Origin of the sequence: Neorhodopirellula pilleata (assembly GCF_007859915.1) — a bacterium.
GTDB classification, from domain to species: Bacteria; Planctomycetota; Planctomycetia; order Pirellulales; family Pirellulaceae; genus Rhodopirellula; species Rhodopirellula pilleata.
The window spans coordinates 282,556-301,219 of the sequence record NZ_SJPM01000010.1; the positions used below are offsets into that span (position 1 = coordinate 282,556).

An 18,664-nucleotide genomic window follows, 5' to 3' on the forward strand; every position below is an offset into this window, starting at 1 on the left:
TTATCGCCACATGCTTTGGCTCATCGAACCGGGGCTCATCGATCCGGAACGCCGGCCGGAATCGAGTTGACGCCGTCCCGGTGCCAAAACATCACCGCGATACGATCCCGATGTTTCTCCCTGGGGAGTCGCGGCCGAATAGCGACCACTGGACAGCACCGACGGAGGCGCCCAAACAACGCCGGAGGAGGATTTGTTTGGATCGTTGTTTCCTAAAGTTTGCGAGGCGGAAACAGGAGTGACTTGGCCGAGCGTTGTGTCGCGTGTTGCGATTCGATCCGCCGGCGGGTTCGTCGCCAAGGGCGCGTTGTCGTTGGAAGCCAATGGAGCGGCCTGGTCCGGACGTTTGGCCGGTTCCAATTGATCCGATGCAAGTCCTTGGGCGCGGCGATGGTACCAACTATCGGCGGTGGATAGTTCGCTAACGCGGCCCCGGTCATTGGCGGCGACAAGGCTATTGAGGTCGTCTTGAGATGGCGTGCTCGTTACGGGCGTGTCGCTCGTTAGAACTTCGTCTCGTGGAGTGGAATTTTGCGGCGTGGAGTCTTGCGGCTTGGCTTTGGCGAATTGAGCCACCGGACCGCTACCCGCTTCGACCCACGACAGCCAATATTCTTGCAGTTCGCCCAGCGAATCGTACCCATAGTGCTTTTGCACGTTCGCCGTCCACGACGGACGCTGCATATAGTCTTTCAAGAATGAAATGAAGGTTTTCGGACCTTGTTGTTCGATCAGGAATCGGCAAACCGAATAACCTTGGGCGTACATCGGCAAAACGTCGGGTGGATATTCGGTCAATAAGAACAATTGGTTCATCGCGATGCCACGTCTCGATGACAAGAACTCGCGAAGCTTGGCTTCGTGCTTGGAACGTTCCGACTCGTGTTCGACCGTCGTGCAGATGCCTTCGTCGGCCCAACGCGGTAGCGGCCGACCGAAGTACGTCGCCAAGACCGTGTGCGTGACTTCATGCGGCAGGACACTATCGAGAATCCGTTCGGGAGTCCCGATCACTTCCATTTGAAAGTCCCTCACCGGGGCGGGGTTGTAGGTCGTCACCCCTTGAGCTGCGAGGGTGGGGCCGGCGACCACGCGAACCGGGCACGGCGTCGGCCAAGGGGGCAAGGTTTGCCCGGTCCAGTACGTTGCCAAGTCGTCGCGATACTTTTCAGCCGCTTCGCCGACGGACTTGGCGAGCGCTGCGTTGGGGGCTTGGATCAAAAAATTGCGAGTGCGAAAATTCGCCGCTTCGGTGGTCGAACTAATCGCCCAAAAGCTCGCGATTACCAGTCCGTAACGAATCCATCCTGCGATCAAGGCATCCATGCCGGTCGACTCCTGCTCGGGTTGATCGACGCCCGGCAAATCGTTCACCGCAGGCGTCGAGCGGGCAGTTTAGGAAAACAGGCCGCTTCGGCGATACCCAGAAAAAGCCATGAAATTCAGAAGAATGATTCAAGTTTCTCTTGGCACGTCAGTCGCTACGTTACCGCCGCGACGCTTTGTTGATATGGTAAAGCAAAAGTTGTTGCCCCAAACCGAAAAGGCCCGCTCATGTCCTCCGCTATAAAGTCACTCATCGACACCGGCACAAAACTTTATCTCGACTCGGTCGAGCCGTCCGAAGTCGACGCCAATTTGGCCTACGGGGCCGTCGGGGCCACCAGCAATCCCGCTATCATTTCCTCGATCGTGGCGGACGGGCAACTCGATGGGGAGATCGAATCGATGCTCGCCGATGGCAAGACCGACGACGAAATCGCGTGGGCGTTGACCGATCAATTGGTTACCCGTGCCGAGAAGAAATTCGCCGACATCCACGAAAAAACCAAAGGCAACGCCGGTTGGGTTAGCTTCGAACTCGATCCGCTACTTGAAGACCCGTCCTTGAACCTCAAGGAAGACGATGTCGTTGCGCAGTACATCGCTTTGGGAAAACAGTGGGCGGCCGGCCACACCAACCGGATGATCAAAGTCCCCGCCACTTCGGCGGGTTTGCGGGCTCTCGAACCCCTCGCCGCCGCCGGCGTGACGCTGAACGTGACGCTGATCTTCACCGACGACCAATACCGGATCGCCCGCGAAGCGATCTGGCGCGGGGCGGAGAATCATGTTCCGCCCGAAAAGTTCAAGTCGGTCTACAGTATTTTTATTTCACGGATTGACGTTTATACGTCGAAAGAAGTGGAACTTTCCGACGCCGCCCAAGGAATGGTTGGCATCGTCAACGCCAAGCGAGTTTGGAAAGAGAACAATGCGTTCTGGGCGGACAAGAACCTGCCGTTGCAGCAAGAACTGATCTTCGCCAGCACCGGAACCAAGGACCCCAAAGACCCGCCGTGGAAGTACGTGCAGGCCCTCGCCGGCAGCGACATCCAAACCAATCCGCCGGAAACCAACGCCTCGATCGCCGACAGCGATTTGACGTTCACACGAACAGTCGACCAGTTGCCATCCGATGAGGTTCTTGCTGAAATCGACGCGAAGGTCGATCCGATGCGGTTGCATCAATATTTGATGGCCGAAGGTGTCGATAAATTCGTCAAACCGCAACGAGCCTTGCTGGCGTTAATCGCCAAAAAACGATCTGAACTGTCACCGGCGACTTAACCAAATCGTCGAGTCCCTACCGAGCTCCGGCTCATTTCCCCTTATCCAAAAAGTCGTATCAGGAACCACACGATGGGCCGGAGTTTTGAAGTTCGTAAAGTGTCGATGGCCAAGACTGCGGCACAGAAAACCAAGGTCTATTCCAAGTACGGCAAACAACTTTATGTGATGGCCAAAAACTCGGGGGCCGAACCCGAGTGCAATCCGTCACTGAAGGCGCTGATCGAGAAGGCCAAACGAGACCAAGTGCCCGCGCACGTGATTGAAAAGGCATTAGAAAAAGCCAACGGCGTCGGCGGTGAAGATTACGTCCCCGCTCGCTACGAAGGCTTCGGGCCTGGCGGGTGCAGCGTGATCATCGACTGTCTGACGGACAACAACAATCGAACGATCACGGACGTTCGCAATTGTTTCACCAAGACCGGAGCCAAGTTCGGGGCTCCCGGTTCGGTCGCGCACAGTTTTGACCATTTCGCGATCTTGGCATTTACCGGCGATAACGAAGAACAGGTTCTCGAAGCGTTGCTTGAAGCGGACGTTGACGTGACCGAACTGGAGAAAGAAGGAAACCGTTTGACGCTGTTCGCGCCCTCGACGGAACATCACAAAGCGAAACAGGCAATCATCGAAGCCTTTCCGGGTGTCGAGTTCGAAGTCGACGAAATCACGTTCGTGCCTCAAACCAGTGCCGAGATTCCGGCCGAGGACGTCGCCATGTTCGAAAAGTTCATTACGATGCTCAATGATTGCGACGACGTGCAAGACATCTATCACAACGCCGTGCTACCAAACGCTTAAGGCGGCAACGCCGCAAACATACAAGCCCGACGCGCAAGCGAGTGGAGTCGCTGGTATTGCGAAGTATGAAGTGGATTCCCTCGCGTGCCGGCGTGCTGATTGAGTGCACGTTTGGGCGTTTTCGTTTAACGGCAAGCCGCAGGCGCCTGCGTTTTCAAACTCTGTCGCCTGCGGCTTGCCGTTAAACGATCAGATCAACAGCCCGTTGCGCGTCGGGCATGTATCAATTGCCTTCAAAAAACACCGACTGCGGCGATGACTGATGTAGAGCTAAACCTGAGTGGTCCCTGAGGTTTTTTAAACGCAAAGGGCGCGGAGACGCAGAGGGTCGCGGAGTTCAGGGGGGAAGAATTCATGAGTGCTGCGAACCCCAAAGACAGAGTGTCTTTGACCGTGTGCAAATCTGGCATGCGACCAACGTTCACTGGTCTTTCCATCCTCCCCAACCTGAATGTGAATTTCCGGGCTCGACGAAACTCTGCGACTCTCTGCGTCTCCGCGTCCTCTGCGTTACAATGACAGCGGACTCGCAACCTCAGTAATAGCCGTGGAGCAGTTAGCCATGTGGGCGGATAAACATGAAAACGAAATTTCTCATGCGATCATTGGCTGTGCGATTGAAGTCCACAAGGAACTTGGGCCAGGTTTGATCGAATCCGTCTATGAAGATGCGATGTGCTACGAACTCGCCCAAGCTGGCTTGCTATTTCAACGACAAGAACGCGTGCCAATTCAATACAAGTCGGTGTTGCTTGCTACGCCACTCAAACTGGATTTGATTGTCGAAGGAAAAGTAATTGTCGACAACAAGGCGAAACAAACGGTAACAGCAATCGACAAACAAGCGTTATTAACTTACCTGCGGCTGAGGAAAGTGCATCTCGGACTACTGATCAACTTTCACGAACTGAAGTTAGTCGATGGCGTCCAGCGGGTCGTTAATCAGCTAGCGGAGCAGCGTTAAAGCATTCCCCCGCGGAATGGCAACGCGTATTCCATTCGAGACGAAACTCCGCGACCCTCTGCGTCTCCGCGCTCTCTGCGTTAAATCTATCGGTGAGGGCATGAGAAATCCTTTCAAGACACCAGCCGTTACCCCCCGAGTCCGAGTTTTTGCTTGATGCCACGGCGCAGCATCTTTAGATTTCTTGGGTTTTGACCCAAGTCGCCTTTGCCGATTCGAGATCGGCTTCCCGCGTGGAGGAGCGTTTGTACGTCCCCCGAGCCCGTGGTTTGTTGCTGCAGTTCGACGTGGACGTCATCGACGAACCGAAACACCGAGGTACTGTGGGTTAGGTGCAGTCGGCGTAGACTGTTCATTGATGGATCGGCTTGGTTCGTTGCCTCTGAGTCCGATGGAGGCTCAACCGCCCAGTTGGATTCACCACCGGCCCAGTCGATGATCGCTTGCTCGACATCCTCCAGCGGGCGTTGGATTTCGAGCAGGCGCAAGTCGGGATCAGGATGTCCGGAGGACAGCGAGGCTTGATTGGATGACCAATCGCGACTCCAATCGTCGATCATCCATAATGTCTTGCCGATCATCGCGATTCCGATGCCCGCCGCTAGGTAACCCAACATTCGTTTTCCTGATTCTTTCGTTGTCTGATTCGCTCGGGACTGATTCAATTTCGATGGACCTTTTCGCCGCTCAAGAAGCCGATTACTTGTTCGCCGCCCAACCGTTGGCCGCCCGAATGCGCCCGCAAACACTCGGCGAGTTCGCCGGACAACACCATATCTTAGGCGACGGCAAACTATTGCAACGACTCATCGCGAGCAAGCGGATTGGATCGATTATCCTGCACGGGCCCCCAGGATGCGGGAAAACGACGTTGGCGAAGTTGATCGCGTCGGAAACAGGATCGGAATTGATCTCCCTCAATGCGATCAGCAGCGGTGTCAAGGATGTTCGAGAAGTGCTCAAACGGGCCACCGACCAAGTCGCCGCTGGAAAAGAGAGACCGATTCTATTCATTGATGAGATTCACCGTTTCAACAAATCGCAACAGGACGCTTTGCTGGCCGATGTCGAAAGCGGCGTCATCGCCTTGATCGGAGCCACAACAAGCAATCCATACTTCGCAGTCAATGGAGCACTGATCAGCCGCAGTCAATTATTTGCGTTGGAGCCTTTGCCGATTGATGAGATGTCGTCCTTGCTGCGTCGCGCGATATCCGACCGCGAACGAGGTCTGGGAGACCGTGGCGTGAAAGTTGACGAGGATGCCATTGCCTTTTTATCGACCGCTACCGATGGGGACGCTCGACGAGCGTTGGCGGCATTGGAAGTCGCCGTCGAGAGTGTTGTTCAGTCGACACGAGTGGTGAACCGGGACGTCGCGATGGAATCGTTGACCAACCGCGTGGGCGGCTACGACGGGACCGGCGACGAGCACTACGATTTGGCCAGCGCGCTGATCAAGAGCATACGGGGCAGCGACGTGGACGCTTCGTTGTATTGGTTGGCGCGGATGCTCGAAGGCGGTGAGGACATTCGTTTTCTTTGTCGACGATTGGTGATCTTGGCCAGCGAAGACATCGGCAACGCCGACCCGCAATCTCTGGTGTTGGCCGTTTCGGCGATGCAAGCCTGTGAGATGATCGGGTTGCCGGAAGCCCAACTAACGCTCAGCCAAACGGTCGCCTACCTATCGTTGGCTCCCAAGAGCAACGCGGCGACCACGGCAATCTCAGCCGCTCGGCGTGACGTACGTGAACGTCGAGTCATTCCCGTCCCCAAGATGCTGCGATGCCAACACTACGCCGGTGCGGAAAAACTAGGGCACGGCGAAGGCTATCGCTCGGCGCATCACGAAGACGACGGGGTCGCGGACTTGGATTACCTTGGCGTCGACCGGCAGTATTACCAACCGGTCGATCGCGGTTTTGAATCGGAAATGAAGCAACGCTTGACGAAGATTCGAGAGCGTTTGCGACCGAATTGAGTCCTCGAGCTTTATGTCTTGTTTGAAAAGGCGATCGACGTCTCGTTAGGACGAAGATCGCACTCAAAAACAAAACCTAGTGCTTCGTCTAGATTGAACTTTAGGGTTGGCAACATTAGCCGTTTGGGCGCTAGCGGGCTGTTGATTTAGTCCTCATCGAAACCCGAAGCGTGAGCGAGGGATACCTACAAAGGACTTAATGGCGTTCAATCCCTCGCTGACGCTTCGGGTTACGATTAAATCAACACGCCGCTAGCGCCAAAACGGCTAATCCTAAAATTAAAGTTGGACAAAGCACGAGCGCCATTCCGTCTTTCTACAGCTTCGCAGCGAAGATCGGTCCGCCGTATTGGGCGGTGTCGCCGAGCAGTTCTTCGATCCGGAGCAGTTGGTTGTACTTCGCCATCCGGTCGCTTCGGCTCGCCGAACCGGTCTTGATTTGGCCGGTCGACAACGCGACGGCCAAGTCGGCGATCGTGCTGTCTTCGGTTTCGCCACTGCGGTGGCTCGAGATCGAGGTGTAGTTATTGCGGTGCGCCAACTGGATCGAGTCGATCGTTTCGGTCAACGTTCCGATTTGATTGACCTTGATCAAGATGCTATTGGCGATGCCTTCATCGATTCCGCGTTGCAAACGTTCCACGTTGGTCACGAACAAGTCGTCACCGACCAACTGGACCTTATCACCGAGTTTGAGCGTTAACTTCTTCCACGTGTCCCAATCGTCTTCGCTGCATCCGTCTTCGATGCTGCAGATCGGGTACTTCGCACACCAATCGGCCAAGAAATCGACCATTTCATCGCCGGAGAGTTGCTTGCCGTCGATCGAATACTTCTCGGTCTTGTCGTCGTAGAATTCCGTCGAGGCGGCATCCAGCGCGATCCAAACTTGCTCGCCCGCTTTGTAGCCGGCCTTGTCGATCGCCGTCATGATCACGTCAAGAGCTTCTTGGTTGCTTTTCAAGTCCGGGGCGAAACCGCCTTCGTCACCGACGGCGGTGTTGTATCCCTTGTCGGTGAGGACTTTCTTAAGGTTGTGGAAGATCTCGGTTCCGCAACGCAGCGCGTCGCTGAACCTTTCGAATCCGAGCGGCATCACCATGAACTCTTGGATATCGACGTTATTGTCGGCGTGTTCGCCTCCGTTGATGATGTTCATCATCGGCGCGGGCAACATCCTAGCCCCGCAACCGCCGAGGTATCGGAACAAGGGTTGGTTCGTCGATGCGGCGGCGGCGTGCGCGGTCGCCAAGGAAACGCTCAGGATTGCGTTGGCACCGAGATTCTTTTTGTTGGGAGATCCGTCGAGGGCCAACATAGCCGCGTCAATGGCGGCTTGGTCGGTCGCGTCCATGCCTTCGAGTGCATCGGCGATCTTGGTGTTGACGTTGTTGACAGCGGTGCTGACGCCCTTGCCCATGAAGACCGCTTTGTCGCCGTCGCGGAGTTCCCAGGCTTCGTGGATCCCCGTGCTGGCACCGCTCGGGACGGCCGCACGCCCGGCGGCACCATCGGAAAGTTGGACTTCGCATTCGACGGTCGGGTTGCCGCGGCTGTCGAGGATTTGGCGGGCGTGGATGGATTCGATCAGTGACATGTTTTTGGATTGGGTGAGAGTTGGAACACGTTAGGAATGGAAAGTCGTCCCGAAATCATCGGGCGTTGTGCGTTGGCCGCGTATTTTGTCCAATGACCTCAAGATTGAACACCCGGCAACCACTCTTCACCCCTGACTCTCTCCCACATGTTCACTGGTTTGGTCGAAACGCTTGGCAAGGTCGTCGGTTTGATCGACCAGCCGCCGGGAAAACGCCTCGTGATTGAGGTTCCGATGTTTCGCGACGACGCCCCCGAACGCGACGTAAAGCTAGGCGACAGCATCGCGATCAACGGATGTTGTCTGACCGTAATCGAAATCGAGGGCGACCGTTTGGCATTCGAGGCCGGCGAAGAAACGCTCAGCCGGACGAACCTCGGCGAGCTTCGTCCGGGCGAATCGCTGGTGAATCTTGAGCGTTCGTTAGCCGTCGGCGATCGTCTGGGCGGGCACTACGTCACCGGCCACGTTGATGGGATCGGACAATTGACCGAGCGGATCGACGACCCGCCATGGGCGAACTTGAAATTCTCACTGCCGCCCGGGCTTCCCGAACAGGTCGTTTCCAAAGGCAGCATCGCGATCGACGGAATCAGCCTCACCGTGGTCGACGTCGGTGACGATTTTTTTACGGTGGCGTTGATCCCCCACACCCTCGAAGTCACCACGCTCGGAAAGCGATCGATCGGCGATCGGGTGAACCTCGAGACCGATCTGTTGGCCAAGTACGTCCAACGTTCGCTGCAATTTCGTGGTCCGGATTCGAATGAAGCGTCTGGAATGAACGCATGACGCAGTCCCCGAACACGAATGATCAAGCGAACATGAGCGATAAGACTGACGAGCAAACTAGTGGTGAGCAACTTGCCGGCGAGGAAACGATTGTCAAGTTCGATCGTGATCGTTCCAAGCATCGTCGTCCCGCCGAAGCCCCGGCACCGGTGATCGAAGACAAGAAGATTCAACCCTACGAGCTTTCGCCCTACGGCAGATCTCCGCAGATCCCTTCGCCCGATCAAAAAGCACAAGACAAACAGCGATCCCGCCGGGCGTCACGGCAAACGGCCACGTTCCTTTCCAAGCGACTGACTGCTGCGGGGTTGAAACCGGTCTCCAAATACGGTCAAAACTTTTTGATCGATTTGAATTTGGTCGAGCTGATCGCCCGATCCGCCGAATTGCAACCCAACGATTTGGTTCTCGAAATCGGCACCGGGGTGGGGTCGTTGACATCGATCATGGCCGAACAGGCCGGCGCGATCCTAACCGTCGAGATCGATCAGAATTTATTCAATCTGGCCGCCGAAGAACTGGTGGCGTTCCCTCACGTCAAGATGATTCACGGCGACGCGTTGCGGAATAAGAACACGCTGCGGCAGGACATCATGGAAAACATTCGTGATGCCAAGGCGAGATTGCCCGAAGGCGGTCGATTCATGCTCGTCGCGAATTTGCCTTACAACGTTGCCACGCCGATCATCAGCAATTTGTTGCACGAATCGCCGCCGCCGGACCGAATGGTCGTCACGATCCAAAAAGAACTCGGCGAACGCATCGTCGCCCAACCGGGGACAAAGGATTACGGCGCACTAAGCGTTTGGGTGCAATCCATGTGCGCTGCGGAGATCGTCAGGATCTTGCCGCCGACCGTTTTTTGGCCACGGCCGAAGGTCGAATCGGCCGTCATTCGTTTGGACCTCGATCACGAGAAACGTAATGCAATTGCTGACCTCAAGTACTTTCACTCGACGGTACGGTCGCTGTTCTTTCACCGCCGCAAGTTTTTGCGAAGCGTCGTGATCAGCGCCATGAAGGGAAGACTGGAAAAGACGCAAGTCGACGAGATTCTGCAATCCCTGGGGCACGGCGAAACCGCTCGCGCCGAAGAACTCGACCTGAACCAGATCATGGCTTTGGCTGAGGCATTACGACTGGCCGAAGCCTGATTTTGGGGATTTCAATCGAGCACACCGATTCGTCGTTTTGCCTGATTTTAAGATCCGTGATCGCCGCAACGCCCCAAGGTTTCCAGAATAACTGGGCAGCCCGCTTCGAGCATGTCGAGCACCTGCTCGAATCCGTCTTCGCCCCCGTAATAGGGGTCAGGAACTTCGGTCGGCCAAGTGTCGTCGAGGAACGAGGAAAAAAGTTGGACGTGTTCGCTCAGTGGCCCCCCTGCGATCGCCTTGAGTCGCCTGAGGTTGGCGTGATCCATGGCGATCACCAAGTCAAACGCGCCCGGTGAGAGGTCGGCCGCCACCACCTGTCTGGCGAGTGTCGTCATTTCGACGCCCCTTTTTCGTGCGGCCGATCGCATCCGAGAGTCGGAACGTTCGCCGACGTGATACCCTTCGGTACCGGCGGAGTCGATGTGGAGATCCAGCCCTGCCTTCTCCGCAAGGGCATGCAAAACTCCTTCGGCGGCAGGCGAACGGCAAATATTTCCCATACAAACAAACAAAACACTTGCTTTCTTCATCACGCTTTCCAAGGATCGTGTTAGGTTGCGGGCTCGTCGGGAAGGTTCCCAGGAATCTTGGTATCCGGCTACCGGTCACCCCCCGAAAAGGGACGAAAACGCTTGATTTGCGACGGACATCTGTTAGGATGTTCGACTCGTTGCCAGAACGCTGGCGGCGTTTGATCTTGCAATACCGCGAGATAACGGATTAGAAATCTTCCTAACAACGGATTTCCGCCTTTTCGGGCGGTCGAAAGGACAGATAAACCTATGGCGATCAAATTCACTCAATCGTGTCCCACGTGTGGTCGACGCATTGATGTACGCGCGTCGCTGCTCGGTTGCACCGTCGCGTGCCAGCACTGTGGTGCGGAGTTCACGGCAACCGCCAACGAACACCACACCATCGAGCGTGACAGCGGCGAAGAATTGCTCAAACGGGTTGAGATGGCCCTCCGCAAGGCCGAAGAAGCCTCGGCGGTCGGGTCCGTTGGCTTTTTGGACGCCGGCATGGGTGTGGGCGAATTGGATTGAACTGTTCTCAATCGGGGACGTAGCGCATCGCGAACTTGATCAGTGCGTTAAACTGTTCATCTTCTCGTGACGCACCGCTCCTCTTTGAGATCATTTGAATGAACCAACCGGATCACCCCGGCACCCCCAACGCGGTCGAGACGCCTGGCACTCCCAACACAACGGTGCCGCATGACGCTCCGATCAGTGAAGCCGACGCGGGTTTGCTGCACGCCGCCCGCCAGCGAGTTCTGGCCGAGTTGGGGAAGATCATCGTCGGACAAGAACATGTCATCGACGAAATCTTGATTTGTCTGTTCAGTCGCGGACACGTGCTGCTCGAAGGGGTTCCCGGCCTGGCCAAAACGCTGATGATCAGCACGTTGGCCAAAACACTCGACCTGACGTTCAGTCGGATTCAGTTCACGCCGGATTTGATGCCCGCCGACGTGACCGGCACGGAGATCATCGAAGAGGACCGGGCCACCGGTCACCGTGAGCTTCGTTTCATGCCGGGACCGTTGTTCGCCAACGTGGTCTTGGCCGACGAGATCAACCGAACACCGCCGAAGACCCAGGCATCGCTACTCGAAGCGATGCAGGAACGGCAGGTCACCGCCGGTCGTGAACGACATGTGCTCGATGATCCATTCTTTGTCTTGGCGACTCAGAACCCGATCGAACAGGAAGGCACCTACCCGTTGCCCGAAGCGCAACAAGACCGGTTCATGTTCAAGATCTTTGTCGACTACCCGAGTTTCGATGAAGAGTTCGAAGTCGCACGTCGAACAACTGGAACGATCTCGCAAGTCGCCGAACCGGTTCTGACCGGCGAAGAGATCTTGCGTTTGCAACATCTCGTCCGCCAAGTGCCCGTCAGCGATCACGTGATCCGTTACGCGCTGTCTTTGGTTCGCCAAACCCGTGTGGGCAGCGAAGGCGTGCCTGACTTTGTCGATGATTTGGTCGGATGGGGTGCCGGGCCGCGTGCGGTTCAGTTCTTGATTCTCGGCGGTAAAGCCCGCGCGCTCTTGCAAGGACGACACCATGTCCAGGTCGAAGACATCCAAGCCCTCGCCCGTCCCGTCCTCCGCCACCGAATGGTGGTTAACTTCGCGGCCGAAAGCGAAGGCATTACCAGCGATGAGGTGATCGAGCGGATCATCGACGCCACGCCCACGACCGAAGACGAATTGTCACGCGATGCCCGATTCCAAAAAATATTTGCGACCTGAGGTCACCGCGCGCATTCGGCGATTGGAACTGACGGCGCGTCGTGTCGTCGAAGGGTTCTTATCGGGGATGCACCGCAGTCCTTACTTCGGTCAATCGATCGAGTTCCTTCAACACCGTCCTTACGTGGCCGGTGATGAGATGCGGCATATCGATTGGAAGGTGTACGCGCGGCAAGACCGGTTGACGATCAAGCAATACGAAGAGGAAACGAACCTGCGTTTGCATCTGCTCGTCGATTGCAGTGGATCGATGGCGTACGGCGAGGGCGATCGTAACAAATTCGATTACGCGGCTTCGATCGCGGCGTCGCTGGCCTATTTGGCACTTCGGCAAAAGGACGCGGCGGGTTTGTTCACGTTCGACACGGCGATCCGCGACAGCGTTCCGGCGCGAAGCAACCAACATCAATTGCAACGCATGTTGCGATCACTCGCGACCAGCCAAGCGGACGGACTAACCGAACTGCCCAAGGTGACTCGCCAAGTCGCCGCCGCGATCCCCCGTGGCGGGTTGGTTTGCGTGATTTCCGATTTGCTGGGTGTGGAATCTTTGACCGAGGGTTTGCGTCTATTGCGATCCCAAGGTCACGACGTGGCGTTGTTTCATGTTTTGCACGACGACGAACTCGATTTCGAATTCACCGGCGCGACTCGTTTCGAAGGGCTCGAAACGCCCGCGTTCTTGAACTGCAACCCGGCGGCGTTGCGGGAAGGTTATTTAGAAGCCCTTGATCAATTTTTGGAAGACGTTCGTCGCACGTGCGGGCGGTTGAAAATCGATGCCATGCAAGTCCGCACCTCCGATCCTCTCGATGCCGTTTTGGCCAAGTTTTTATCCGCACGACAATCGTTGCCTACCTTGAGAAGGTAGGTTGGTTCCGGTGACGCTGCCGGGTCTCCGCCGAAGCGGCTGCGACCCAGCCTACATTTCACTCTTTACTCAAGACTCCCTTGCTGCTTTATCCTGCCCTCGCCGCCGGCTTCCTGTTTATCGGTGTTCCACTGTTGGTTCACTTGATCAATTTGTTGCGTCATCGTCGGACGCAGTGGGCGGCGATGGATTTTTTATTGGCCAGTTACCGCAAGCAACGTCGCTGGATCGTGCTGCGTCAGTTGCTGTTGTTGCTGACTCGGTTGGCCGTGGCGGCGCTGTTGATCGCGTTGTTGGCCGGATTGATCGGCGGCAAAAAACTGATCGGGGCGATCGGGGGCCAAACGACGCATCACGTCGTGGTCTTGGACGATAGCTACTCGATGCGGCAACGGGTGGCTTCCGGCATTGTCGACTCCGGCGCAATAAATGGTAACGACGCGCGGGATCGAACCGCTTACGACCGCGGCTTGTCGGCCTTGTCCACGCTAGTCCGTCGCTTGGCCGCCGATGACGGCGTGCATCAATTGACGGTGATGCGAGCCAGCCGCGCCTCGATGATCGCGGGTTCCGGCGACGGCACCGCTGATGCCGCCGCCGACATCGTCGGACAAACCGTCACCAACGACGCTCGGCAGATCGAACGGCTGATGAGCACGCGTGCCTCGTCGCTGCGGATCGACCTGGTGCCGGCGATCGATTTGGCGTCGGACCTGTTGGCGGCCGCCCCGGCCGATGTCAGCCATCTGTACGTGGTCAGCGACTTCACACGCAGAGACTGGCAATCGCCTCGCCGCTTGGCTCAATCACTAGAAGACGCCGAGAAAGCCGGTGCCGAAATCAGCATGATCGATTGCGGTTCCGCTGGTGGTGACGAAACGCCTCGCAATCTCGCGATCACCGACGTTTCGCCTGAACCGGACGTGTGGGTCGCGGGCGTACCGGTGAAGGTCAATGTGACCGTGAAAAACTATTCGTCCGCTGAAGTGAAGAACGTGGCGATGTCGGCAAACGTGATCACCTACGGCGAAGGCGTTCGGGTGGCCGATCCCACGTCAACGGTTAGCGGCAAGGTCCAGAGTCTTCCGGCGATCATCATCGAGTCGATTCCTGCCGGACAACAACTTACGAAATCGTTTCAGGTTTACATCGATCAAGAGGGCACGCATGTGGTGCGAGTCGGGTTACCCGATGACGTCCTGCCGATCGACAACATTCGCAGTTGCACAATCCCGCTCGCCGACGCGCAGCGGGTATTGATCATCGACAATGATCCCGACGGTTCGGGAGCCTATCACGTGTCCTCCGTACTCGATCCGGGCAGCCAAGTTCGCATCGGAGCGATCCCCGAGGTACGACCGGCCTCGATGCTTCGTGATGCGACGTTGGAAACCTTGAAACGTTATCGCGCGATCTATGTGATCGACGTTCCCGAGGTCAGCGAGCGAGTGGCCGAAACGTTGGAACGGTATGTGCGCGACGGCGGCGGCTTGGCTTGGTTCCTCGGCGACGACGTCAACGCGGAAAGCTACAACCGCGTTTTGGCCAGCGACCAGCATCAGTTGCTACCATTCGAATTGGGGACGCCACGGACAACGGAACAATCCCTCGGCGGCACAACGGATGATGACGACTCATCCGGGCGAACCGCCGATGCGGTGGTGTTTGGCAAAGACAGCGATCTGCTCGGTCCGATCGCTTCGGCGGGCAATGGCGTTTTCGGACTCGTCAACGTGCGGCAAGCATGGACTTCTCAAAGTCCCGATTCATCGGCGAACTCGGTGCTCAATGCATCAACATCGGAACCCGAGTCGGTCGAAAACAATCCTTCCGATTCGGAACTCGACGTGCGTGTTTTATTGCAGCGTGGCGAGGACCCTTTGGCGGTCCGGCACGTGCTCGGACGCGGACGGGTGGTGACGGTGATGACGGGATTGGACGGCCAATGGAATAACTGGCCGGGTGATCCGACGTTCGTCGTTTTCTTGTTGCAATCCAATGCGATGTTGTTCAGCGGCGCGGCTCCACCGACGTCGCGTTTCGTCGATGTACCCGCCGAATTGCCGTTGTCCGGCGACGCTTATTTGCCCAACGTCGTGTTGTTGCCTCCCGCCGACGAGCCGCCGCGTTTGGCAATCGAACTCGAAGCGGATGCGAACGCCAATGCTTCCGGATCGATCCAACTGGAACAATCGACCGCGATGTTCACGGTTTCGCCGATCGAGATGGCGATCACCGATCAAGCGGGATTCGACGAATTTCTGATGCCCGGGATCGTGGAATGGCAGCGGACTCGAACCGACGGACAAACGATCGTCACGCCGATGGCATCAGTCTTACGTGTCGGCGAAAGCGACTTGGTCCCTGCGGCCCACGCTGAAATCATTCGTGACCTATTGCCGATTCAAGTGGAGTTCATCGCCCCGGACGCTTGGGAGAACACCGATGCGGTCGGCGGTTTGAGCACATTCTTGTTGTTTTTGCTCGGATTGCTGTTGATCCTGCTCGCGATCGAACAAGCTTTAGCGGCGTGGGCGTCGTATCACGTTCAACCGTCGGCGAGTTCCCGCAGCAGCCAGCACGGCGCGACCCGAGGCGGCAATCAATCGTTCGCAACCCAGCGGAACCGGACACGCAATCGGGGCGGACGCCGTGGTGACACGACTCGCCCGGCGGACTCGGGTGCAGACAATGGTACACCGGTGGAGGCGTCACGATGAAAATTTTTGCACAAGCCGATCCAACCACCGAGATGCTGTCCTCGCCTTCACAACGGATCGTTTACGAATTTTCGCGTGCCTCCACGCTCGACGGTTGGTGGGTGTGGGCGACGGTCGTGATCGCGATCGCGGCGGCCGTTTGGCTGTGCGTGCATTTTTACCGACGCGACGTCGCTGAGCTTTCACGTCCGGTGCGATGGACGTTGATCGGTTTACGTTTGACGGCGATCTTGGCGCTCGTGTTCGTGTTCTTTGATTTGGTCCGCCGTACCGAACGACGTGTGGTGCGTCCGAGCGAAGTGGTCGTGTTGGTCGACACGAGTCAATCGATGTCGCTGCCCGCTGACAGTACTCTGGACGCCCCATCGCGAACCCGACGTGTCCTCGATTTGGTGGATCGCGCCGACCTGATCGACGAGTTCGGTGACCAACACCGCACGAGCGTCTATTCGCTTGGGGCTTCGAGCCAACCAGAATTGATCACGACTTCGACGCGGAAAGCAGACAACGAAGCGGACGATTCGGATCCCGCCGGCTCCTCGATCGGTCTCAGCTCGGCGTATCAACCGACGACAAGCCCGTTTGCGTTGTTCGGTTTGTTTTGTTTGTGCGTCGCGGCGGTGGCGAGTTTGTTAGCGTTGGTGACCGGTGCGGCTTCGTCGACGCGACCGGCGACAAATCAACGGGCCGTTCGCGCGAGTGCGACGAGCCAATCGACCGGCGAGGTTGCGGGTCCATCGGGCGAGACGACCGGCTGGATCTTGTTGGTCGCCGCGATCACGATGGTCTTGGGCATCATATCGCTCGGAGGCGTTTATGCGGTGCGGACCGAACAATCCATTTGGACCGTGATGGGATTCTCGGATGAATCAGGTACCAAGCCTGACTCGTCGCCGGAACCCGCATCGGAGTCGGATCCGGTAGCAGCACCCGAGACACAAACGGTTGATTGGGAATCCGCGTTGGCCGCCAACGGCTCTCAAAGCCGAATCGGTGACGCGTTGCGTTCGATCTTGGTCGATCATGATTTGACGACGCTCGCCGGGGTGGTCTTGATTACCGACGGTCAAAACAACGGCGGCACGCCACTGTCGTCGGCCCTTTCGCTGGCCCGTCGCGGCGAAGTCTCGTTGTACCCGGTGGGCTTGGGCAGCAGCCGCCCGCCGACGAACGTGCGGGTCGTTGATTTGGAAGCCCCGCGTCGGGTTTATCCGGGTGATAAGTTTGTCGTCTCGGCGGTCTTGCAAGCGACCGGGCCGACACCTCTGGAGGTCGATGTTGAATTGATCGACGCCTTGGACAACGGCGATAACGAAGTCGACCGAAACGAAACGGCCGCGACCACCTTGCCCGGCGGCGAAGTCTTGGAAAGTCAAAAGGTGCGTCTCGAACCCGACGCAACGTTGTCGGGCATCCGTTTCGAAATCGAACCGCAAACCGTCGGTCGACGTCGCTTGGCAGTTCGCATCATTGCGCCGCGCGAGGATCGAAACTCCATCGATGACATGCAATCGGCGCGGTACGAAGTCGTCGCTCGCAAGTTGAAGGTACTCGCCATCGCCGGCGGTCCGACCCGTGAATACCGATTCGTGCGTAACCTGTTGTACCGGGACGATTCGGTCTCTCTCGACGTGTGGTTGCAAACCGGCAGCGCGGGCATGAGCCAAGATGCTGATCGATTGCTTACCGAGTTTCCTGTCACGGCGGACGAACTGTTCGGCTACGACGCGATCGTGATGTTCGATCCCGATTGGTCGGCGATCGATTCGGCGTCGCTCGATTTGCTCGATCGTTTCTTGACTCAACAGGCCGGTGGTTTGGTATTGGTGGCCGGTCCGGTTTATCACCCCAAGATCACGGCCAAACGCAGTGATTCTAGGTCCAACCAAATCAACGGATTCTTCCCCGTCAATTTGGCGACGCGAGGTCCGTTGCTCGGCGGCGGACGTCAAGGTGGCCAGAACGCATGGCCGCTCGAGTTCACCCCCGAAGCGACGTCGGCGGAGTTCTTGTGGATCGCCGACACGCCGCAAGAGAGTTTTGAACTGTGGGAACAGTACGGAAATCTTTACGACTATGTCGGCGTCAAGAGTGCGAAACCGGGCGCGAAGGTTTACGCTTACTTCTCCGATCCGACGACCGAGATCAGTGGCAGTCTGCCGATATTCTTGGCCAGTCAGTTTTACGGTGCGGGTCGAGTGTACTTTCAAGGCAGCGGTGAGATGTGGCGTTTGCGCGCCGGCGGCGATCGGTACTTCGACAGCTATTACACCAAGTTGATCCGCTGGGTCAGTGAGGGGCGTTTGTTGCGTGACAGCAATCGTGGCGTTCTGTTGGTCGATGCCTCGCGTGTGATGGTGGGTCAAACGGTCACGTTGCGGGCGGTCTTGGTGGACGACCAATTTCAGCCGCTGTCGGATCCCTTTGTGGTCGCCAAACTGTTGACACCCGACGGTCAAATCAAGGATCTGCGGATGACGCCGGCGGCCGATTCGCCTCGCGGTGGAACTTACACGGGTAACTTCGTGGCGACCAAGAGCGGCAATTACGAGATTCAATTGACCCTCGGTGATGCATTGGATGAACAGATCTTGCGACAAAGCGTTCAGGTACGCTTGCCGACCAACGAACTCGAACGCCCCCGCCGTGCCGACGAAGAATTGTTATTGCTTGCGAGCACGACTCGCGGGCGATATTGGAAGATCGACGATGACGCTTCGGTCAACACCGTGGCACAAGAGTTGACCCAAGCGATCGTCCCGCAACCACAGATCACATTGCTCGCCGGGACACCCGATCGTTTGTTCGGGGAACGTCGCAACGCCATCTTGATGTGGTTGATCGCATCGGTATTGACGTTCGAATGGATCACCCGCCGTTTGCACCGACTGGCTTGATGAAACGAAACAAG

General features: G+C 57.2%; 15 protein-coding genes. 11 read left to right on the forward strand and 4 right to left on the reverse strand.

All coding sequences use genetic code 11. The features are described from left to right. Window positions 1-1,374 (reverse strand): hypothetical protein, encoded by a 1,374-nt coding sequence (locus Pla100_RS21435; protein ID WP_231603314.1) that lies wholly within the window; start codon window positions 1,372-1,374, stop codon window positions 1-3. A gap of 180 nt (window positions 1,375-1,554) precedes the next feature. Here Pla100_RS21435 and Pla100_RS21440 point away from each other — a divergent pair, with 180 nt between their 5' ends. The 3 genes from Pla100_RS21440 (at window position 1,555) to Pla100_RS21450 (ending at window position 4,372) form a co-directional block, all read left to right on the forward strand. Next, complete coding sequence (locus tag Pla100_RS21440; protein WP_146579986.1) at window positions 1,555-2,610, forward strand: transaldolase family protein; 1,056 nt, start codon at window positions 1,555-1,557, stop codon at window positions 2,608-2,610. A gap of 72 nt (window positions 2,611-2,682) precedes the next feature. Continuing rightward, window positions 2,683-3,408: a YebC/PmpR family DNA-binding transcriptional regulator gene (locus Pla100_RS21445; RefSeq protein WP_146579988.1), complete on the forward strand. Its 726-nt coding sequence runs from the start codon at window positions 2,683-2,685 to the stop codon at window positions 3,406-3,408. 562 nt (window positions 3,409-3,970) lie between these two features. Further along, window positions 3,971-4,372 (forward strand): GxxExxY protein, encoded by a 402-nt coding sequence (locus Pla100_RS21450; protein ID WP_146579990.1) that lies wholly within the window; start codon window positions 3,971-3,973, stop codon window positions 4,370-4,372. Between the two features lie 128 nt (window positions 4,373-4,500). Here Pla100_RS21450 and Pla100_RS21455 read toward each other — a convergent pair whose 3' ends face one another. Next, window positions 4,501-4,989, reverse strand: coding sequence for a DUF1499 domain-containing protein (locus Pla100_RS21455; RefSeq protein ID WP_231603315.1), 489 nt, complete (start codon window positions 4,987-4,989; stop codon window positions 4,501-4,503). Window positions 4,990-5,042: 53 nt separating this feature from the next. Between Pla100_RS21455 and Pla100_RS21460 the strand changes: the two genes are divergently transcribed. Beyond that, window positions 5,043-6,356 carry a replication-associated recombination protein A gene (locus Pla100_RS21460; RefSeq protein WP_146579992.1) on the forward strand — a complete coding sequence of 438 codons (1,314 nt, stop codon included), beginning with the start codon at window positions 5,043-5,045 and terminating at the stop codon, window positions 6,354-6,356. A gap of 316 nt (window positions 6,357-6,672) precedes the next feature. Here the strand turns inward: Pla100_RS21460 and eno are convergent, their stop codons facing one another. Next, window positions 6,673-7,953 carry a phosphopyruvate hydratase gene (eno, locus tag Pla100_RS21465; protein WP_146579994.1) on the reverse strand — a complete coding sequence of 427 codons (1,281 nt, stop codon included), beginning with the start codon at window positions 7,951-7,953 and terminating at the stop codon, window positions 6,673-6,675. 147 nt (window positions 7,954-8,100) lie between these two features. Between eno and Pla100_RS21470 the strand changes: the two genes are divergently transcribed. Together Pla100_RS21470 and rsmA are read left to right on the forward strand one after the other, a co-directional pair. Next, window positions 8,101-8,745, forward strand: coding sequence for a riboflavin synthase (locus Pla100_RS21470; protein ID WP_146579996.1), 645 nt, complete (start codon window positions 8,101-8,103; stop codon window positions 8,743-8,745). 32 nt (window positions 8,746-8,777) lie between these two features. Beyond that, complete coding sequence (gene rsmA / locus Pla100_RS21475) at window positions 8,778-9,899, forward strand: 16S rRNA (adenine(1518)-N(6)/adenine(1519)-N(6))-dimethyltransferase RsmA (protein ID WP_231603316.1); 1,122 nt, start codon at window positions 8,778-8,780, stop codon at window positions 9,897-9,899. Between the two features lie 47 nt (window positions 9,900-9,946). Here rsmA and Pla100_RS21480 read toward each other — a convergent pair whose 3' ends face one another. Next, window positions 9,947-10,432: a low molecular weight protein-tyrosine-phosphatase gene (locus tag Pla100_RS21480; RefSeq protein WP_146579998.1), complete on the reverse strand. Its 486-nt coding sequence runs from the start codon at window positions 10,430-10,432 to the stop codon at window positions 9,947-9,949. A gap of 252 nt (window positions 10,433-10,684) precedes the next feature. Between Pla100_RS21480 and Pla100_RS21485 the strand changes: the two genes are divergently transcribed. The 5 genes from Pla100_RS21485 to Pla100_RS21505 all read left to right on the forward strand — a co-directional run bounded on the left by Pla100_RS21485 (window position 10,685) and on the right by Pla100_RS21505 (window position 18,650). After that, the gene (locus tag Pla100_RS21485; protein ID WP_146580000.1) at window positions 10,685-10,948 is read left to right on the forward strand and encodes a response regulator; all 264 of its coding nucleotides are present in this window, start codon (window positions 10,685-10,687) and stop codon (window positions 10,946-10,948) included. Between the two features lie 98 nt (window positions 10,949-11,046). Continuing rightward, window positions 11,047-12,162, forward strand: coding sequence for an AAA family ATPase (locus Pla100_RS21490; RefSeq protein WP_146580002.1), 1,116 nt, complete (start codon window positions 11,047-11,049; stop codon window positions 12,160-12,162). After that, a complete protein-coding gene (locus tag Pla100_RS21495; protein ID WP_146580068.1) occupies window positions 12,152-13,033 on the forward strand; it encodes a DUF58 domain-containing protein in 882 nt (293 codons plus the stop codon). Before Pla100_RS21490 ends, Pla100_RS21495 begins: the two co-directional genes overlap by 11 nt. Window positions 13,034-13,113: 80 nt before the next feature. After that, window positions 13,114-15,753 carry a BatA domain-containing protein gene (locus Pla100_RS21500; RefSeq protein ID WP_146580003.1) on the forward strand — a complete coding sequence of 880 codons (2,640 nt, stop codon included), beginning with the start codon at window positions 13,114-13,116 and terminating at the stop codon, window positions 15,751-15,753. Further along, the gene (locus Pla100_RS21505; RefSeq protein ID WP_231603317.1) at window positions 15,750-18,650 is read left to right on the forward strand and encodes a VWA domain-containing protein; all 2,901 of its coding nucleotides are present in this window, start codon (window positions 15,750-15,752) and stop codon (window positions 18,648-18,650) included. The genes Pla100_RS21500 and Pla100_RS21505 overlap by 4 nt, the downstream gene beginning before the upstream one ends. The last annotated feature ends 14 nt before the right edge of the window (window positions 18,651-18,664 follow it).

What these genes read in the sequence shown, in the direction of transcription:
- Pla100_RS21480 (WP_146579998.1), bottom strand. Translation starts at nt 10,432, where the DNA reads ATGAAGAAAGCAAGTGTTTTGTTTGTTTGTATGGGAAATATTTGCCGT.
- Pla100_RS21440 (WP_146579986.1), top strand. Translation starts at nt 1,555, where the DNA reads ATGTCCTCCGCTATAAAGTCACTCATCGACACCGGCACAAAACTTTAT.
- Pla100_RS21450 (WP_146579990.1), top strand. Translation starts at nt 3,971, where the DNA reads ATGTGGGCGGATAAACATGAAAACGAAATTTCTCATGCGATCATTGGC.
- Pla100_RS21445 (WP_146579988.1), top strand. Translation starts at nt 2,683, where the DNA reads ATGGGCCGGAGTTTTGAAGTTCGTAAAGTGTCGATGGCCAAGACTGCG.
- rsmA (WP_231603316.1), top strand. Translation starts at nt 8,778, where the DNA reads ATGAGCGATAAGACTGACGAGCAAACTAGTGGTGAGCAACTTGCCGGC.
- Pla100_RS21485 (WP_146580000.1), top strand. Translation starts at nt 10,685, where the DNA reads ATGGCGATCAAATTCACTCAATCGTGTCCCACGTGTGGTCGACGCATT.
- Pla100_RS21505 (WP_231603317.1), top strand. Translation starts at nt 15,750, where the DNA reads ATGAAAATTTTTGCACAAGCCGATCCAACCACCGAGATGCTGTCCTCG.
- eno (WP_146579994.1), bottom strand. Translation starts at nt 7,953, where the DNA reads ATGTCACTGATCGAATCCATCCACGCCCGCCAAATCCTCGACAGCCGC.
- Pla100_RS21490 (WP_146580002.1), top strand. Translation starts at nt 11,047, where the DNA reads ATGAACCAACCGGATCACCCCGGCACCCCCAACGCGGTCGAGACGCCT.
- Pla100_RS21455 (WP_231603315.1), bottom strand. Translation starts at nt 4,989, where the DNA reads ATGTTGGGTTACCTAGCGGCGGGCATCGGAATCGCGATGATCGGCAAG.
- Pla100_RS21460 (WP_146579992.1), top strand. Translation starts at nt 5,043, where the DNA reads ATGGACCTTTTCGCCGCTCAAGAAGCCGATTACTTGTTCGCCGCCCAA.
- Pla100_RS21470 (WP_146579996.1), top strand. Translation starts at nt 8,101, where the DNA reads ATGTTCACTGGTTTGGTCGAAACGCTTGGCAAGGTCGTCGGTTTGATC.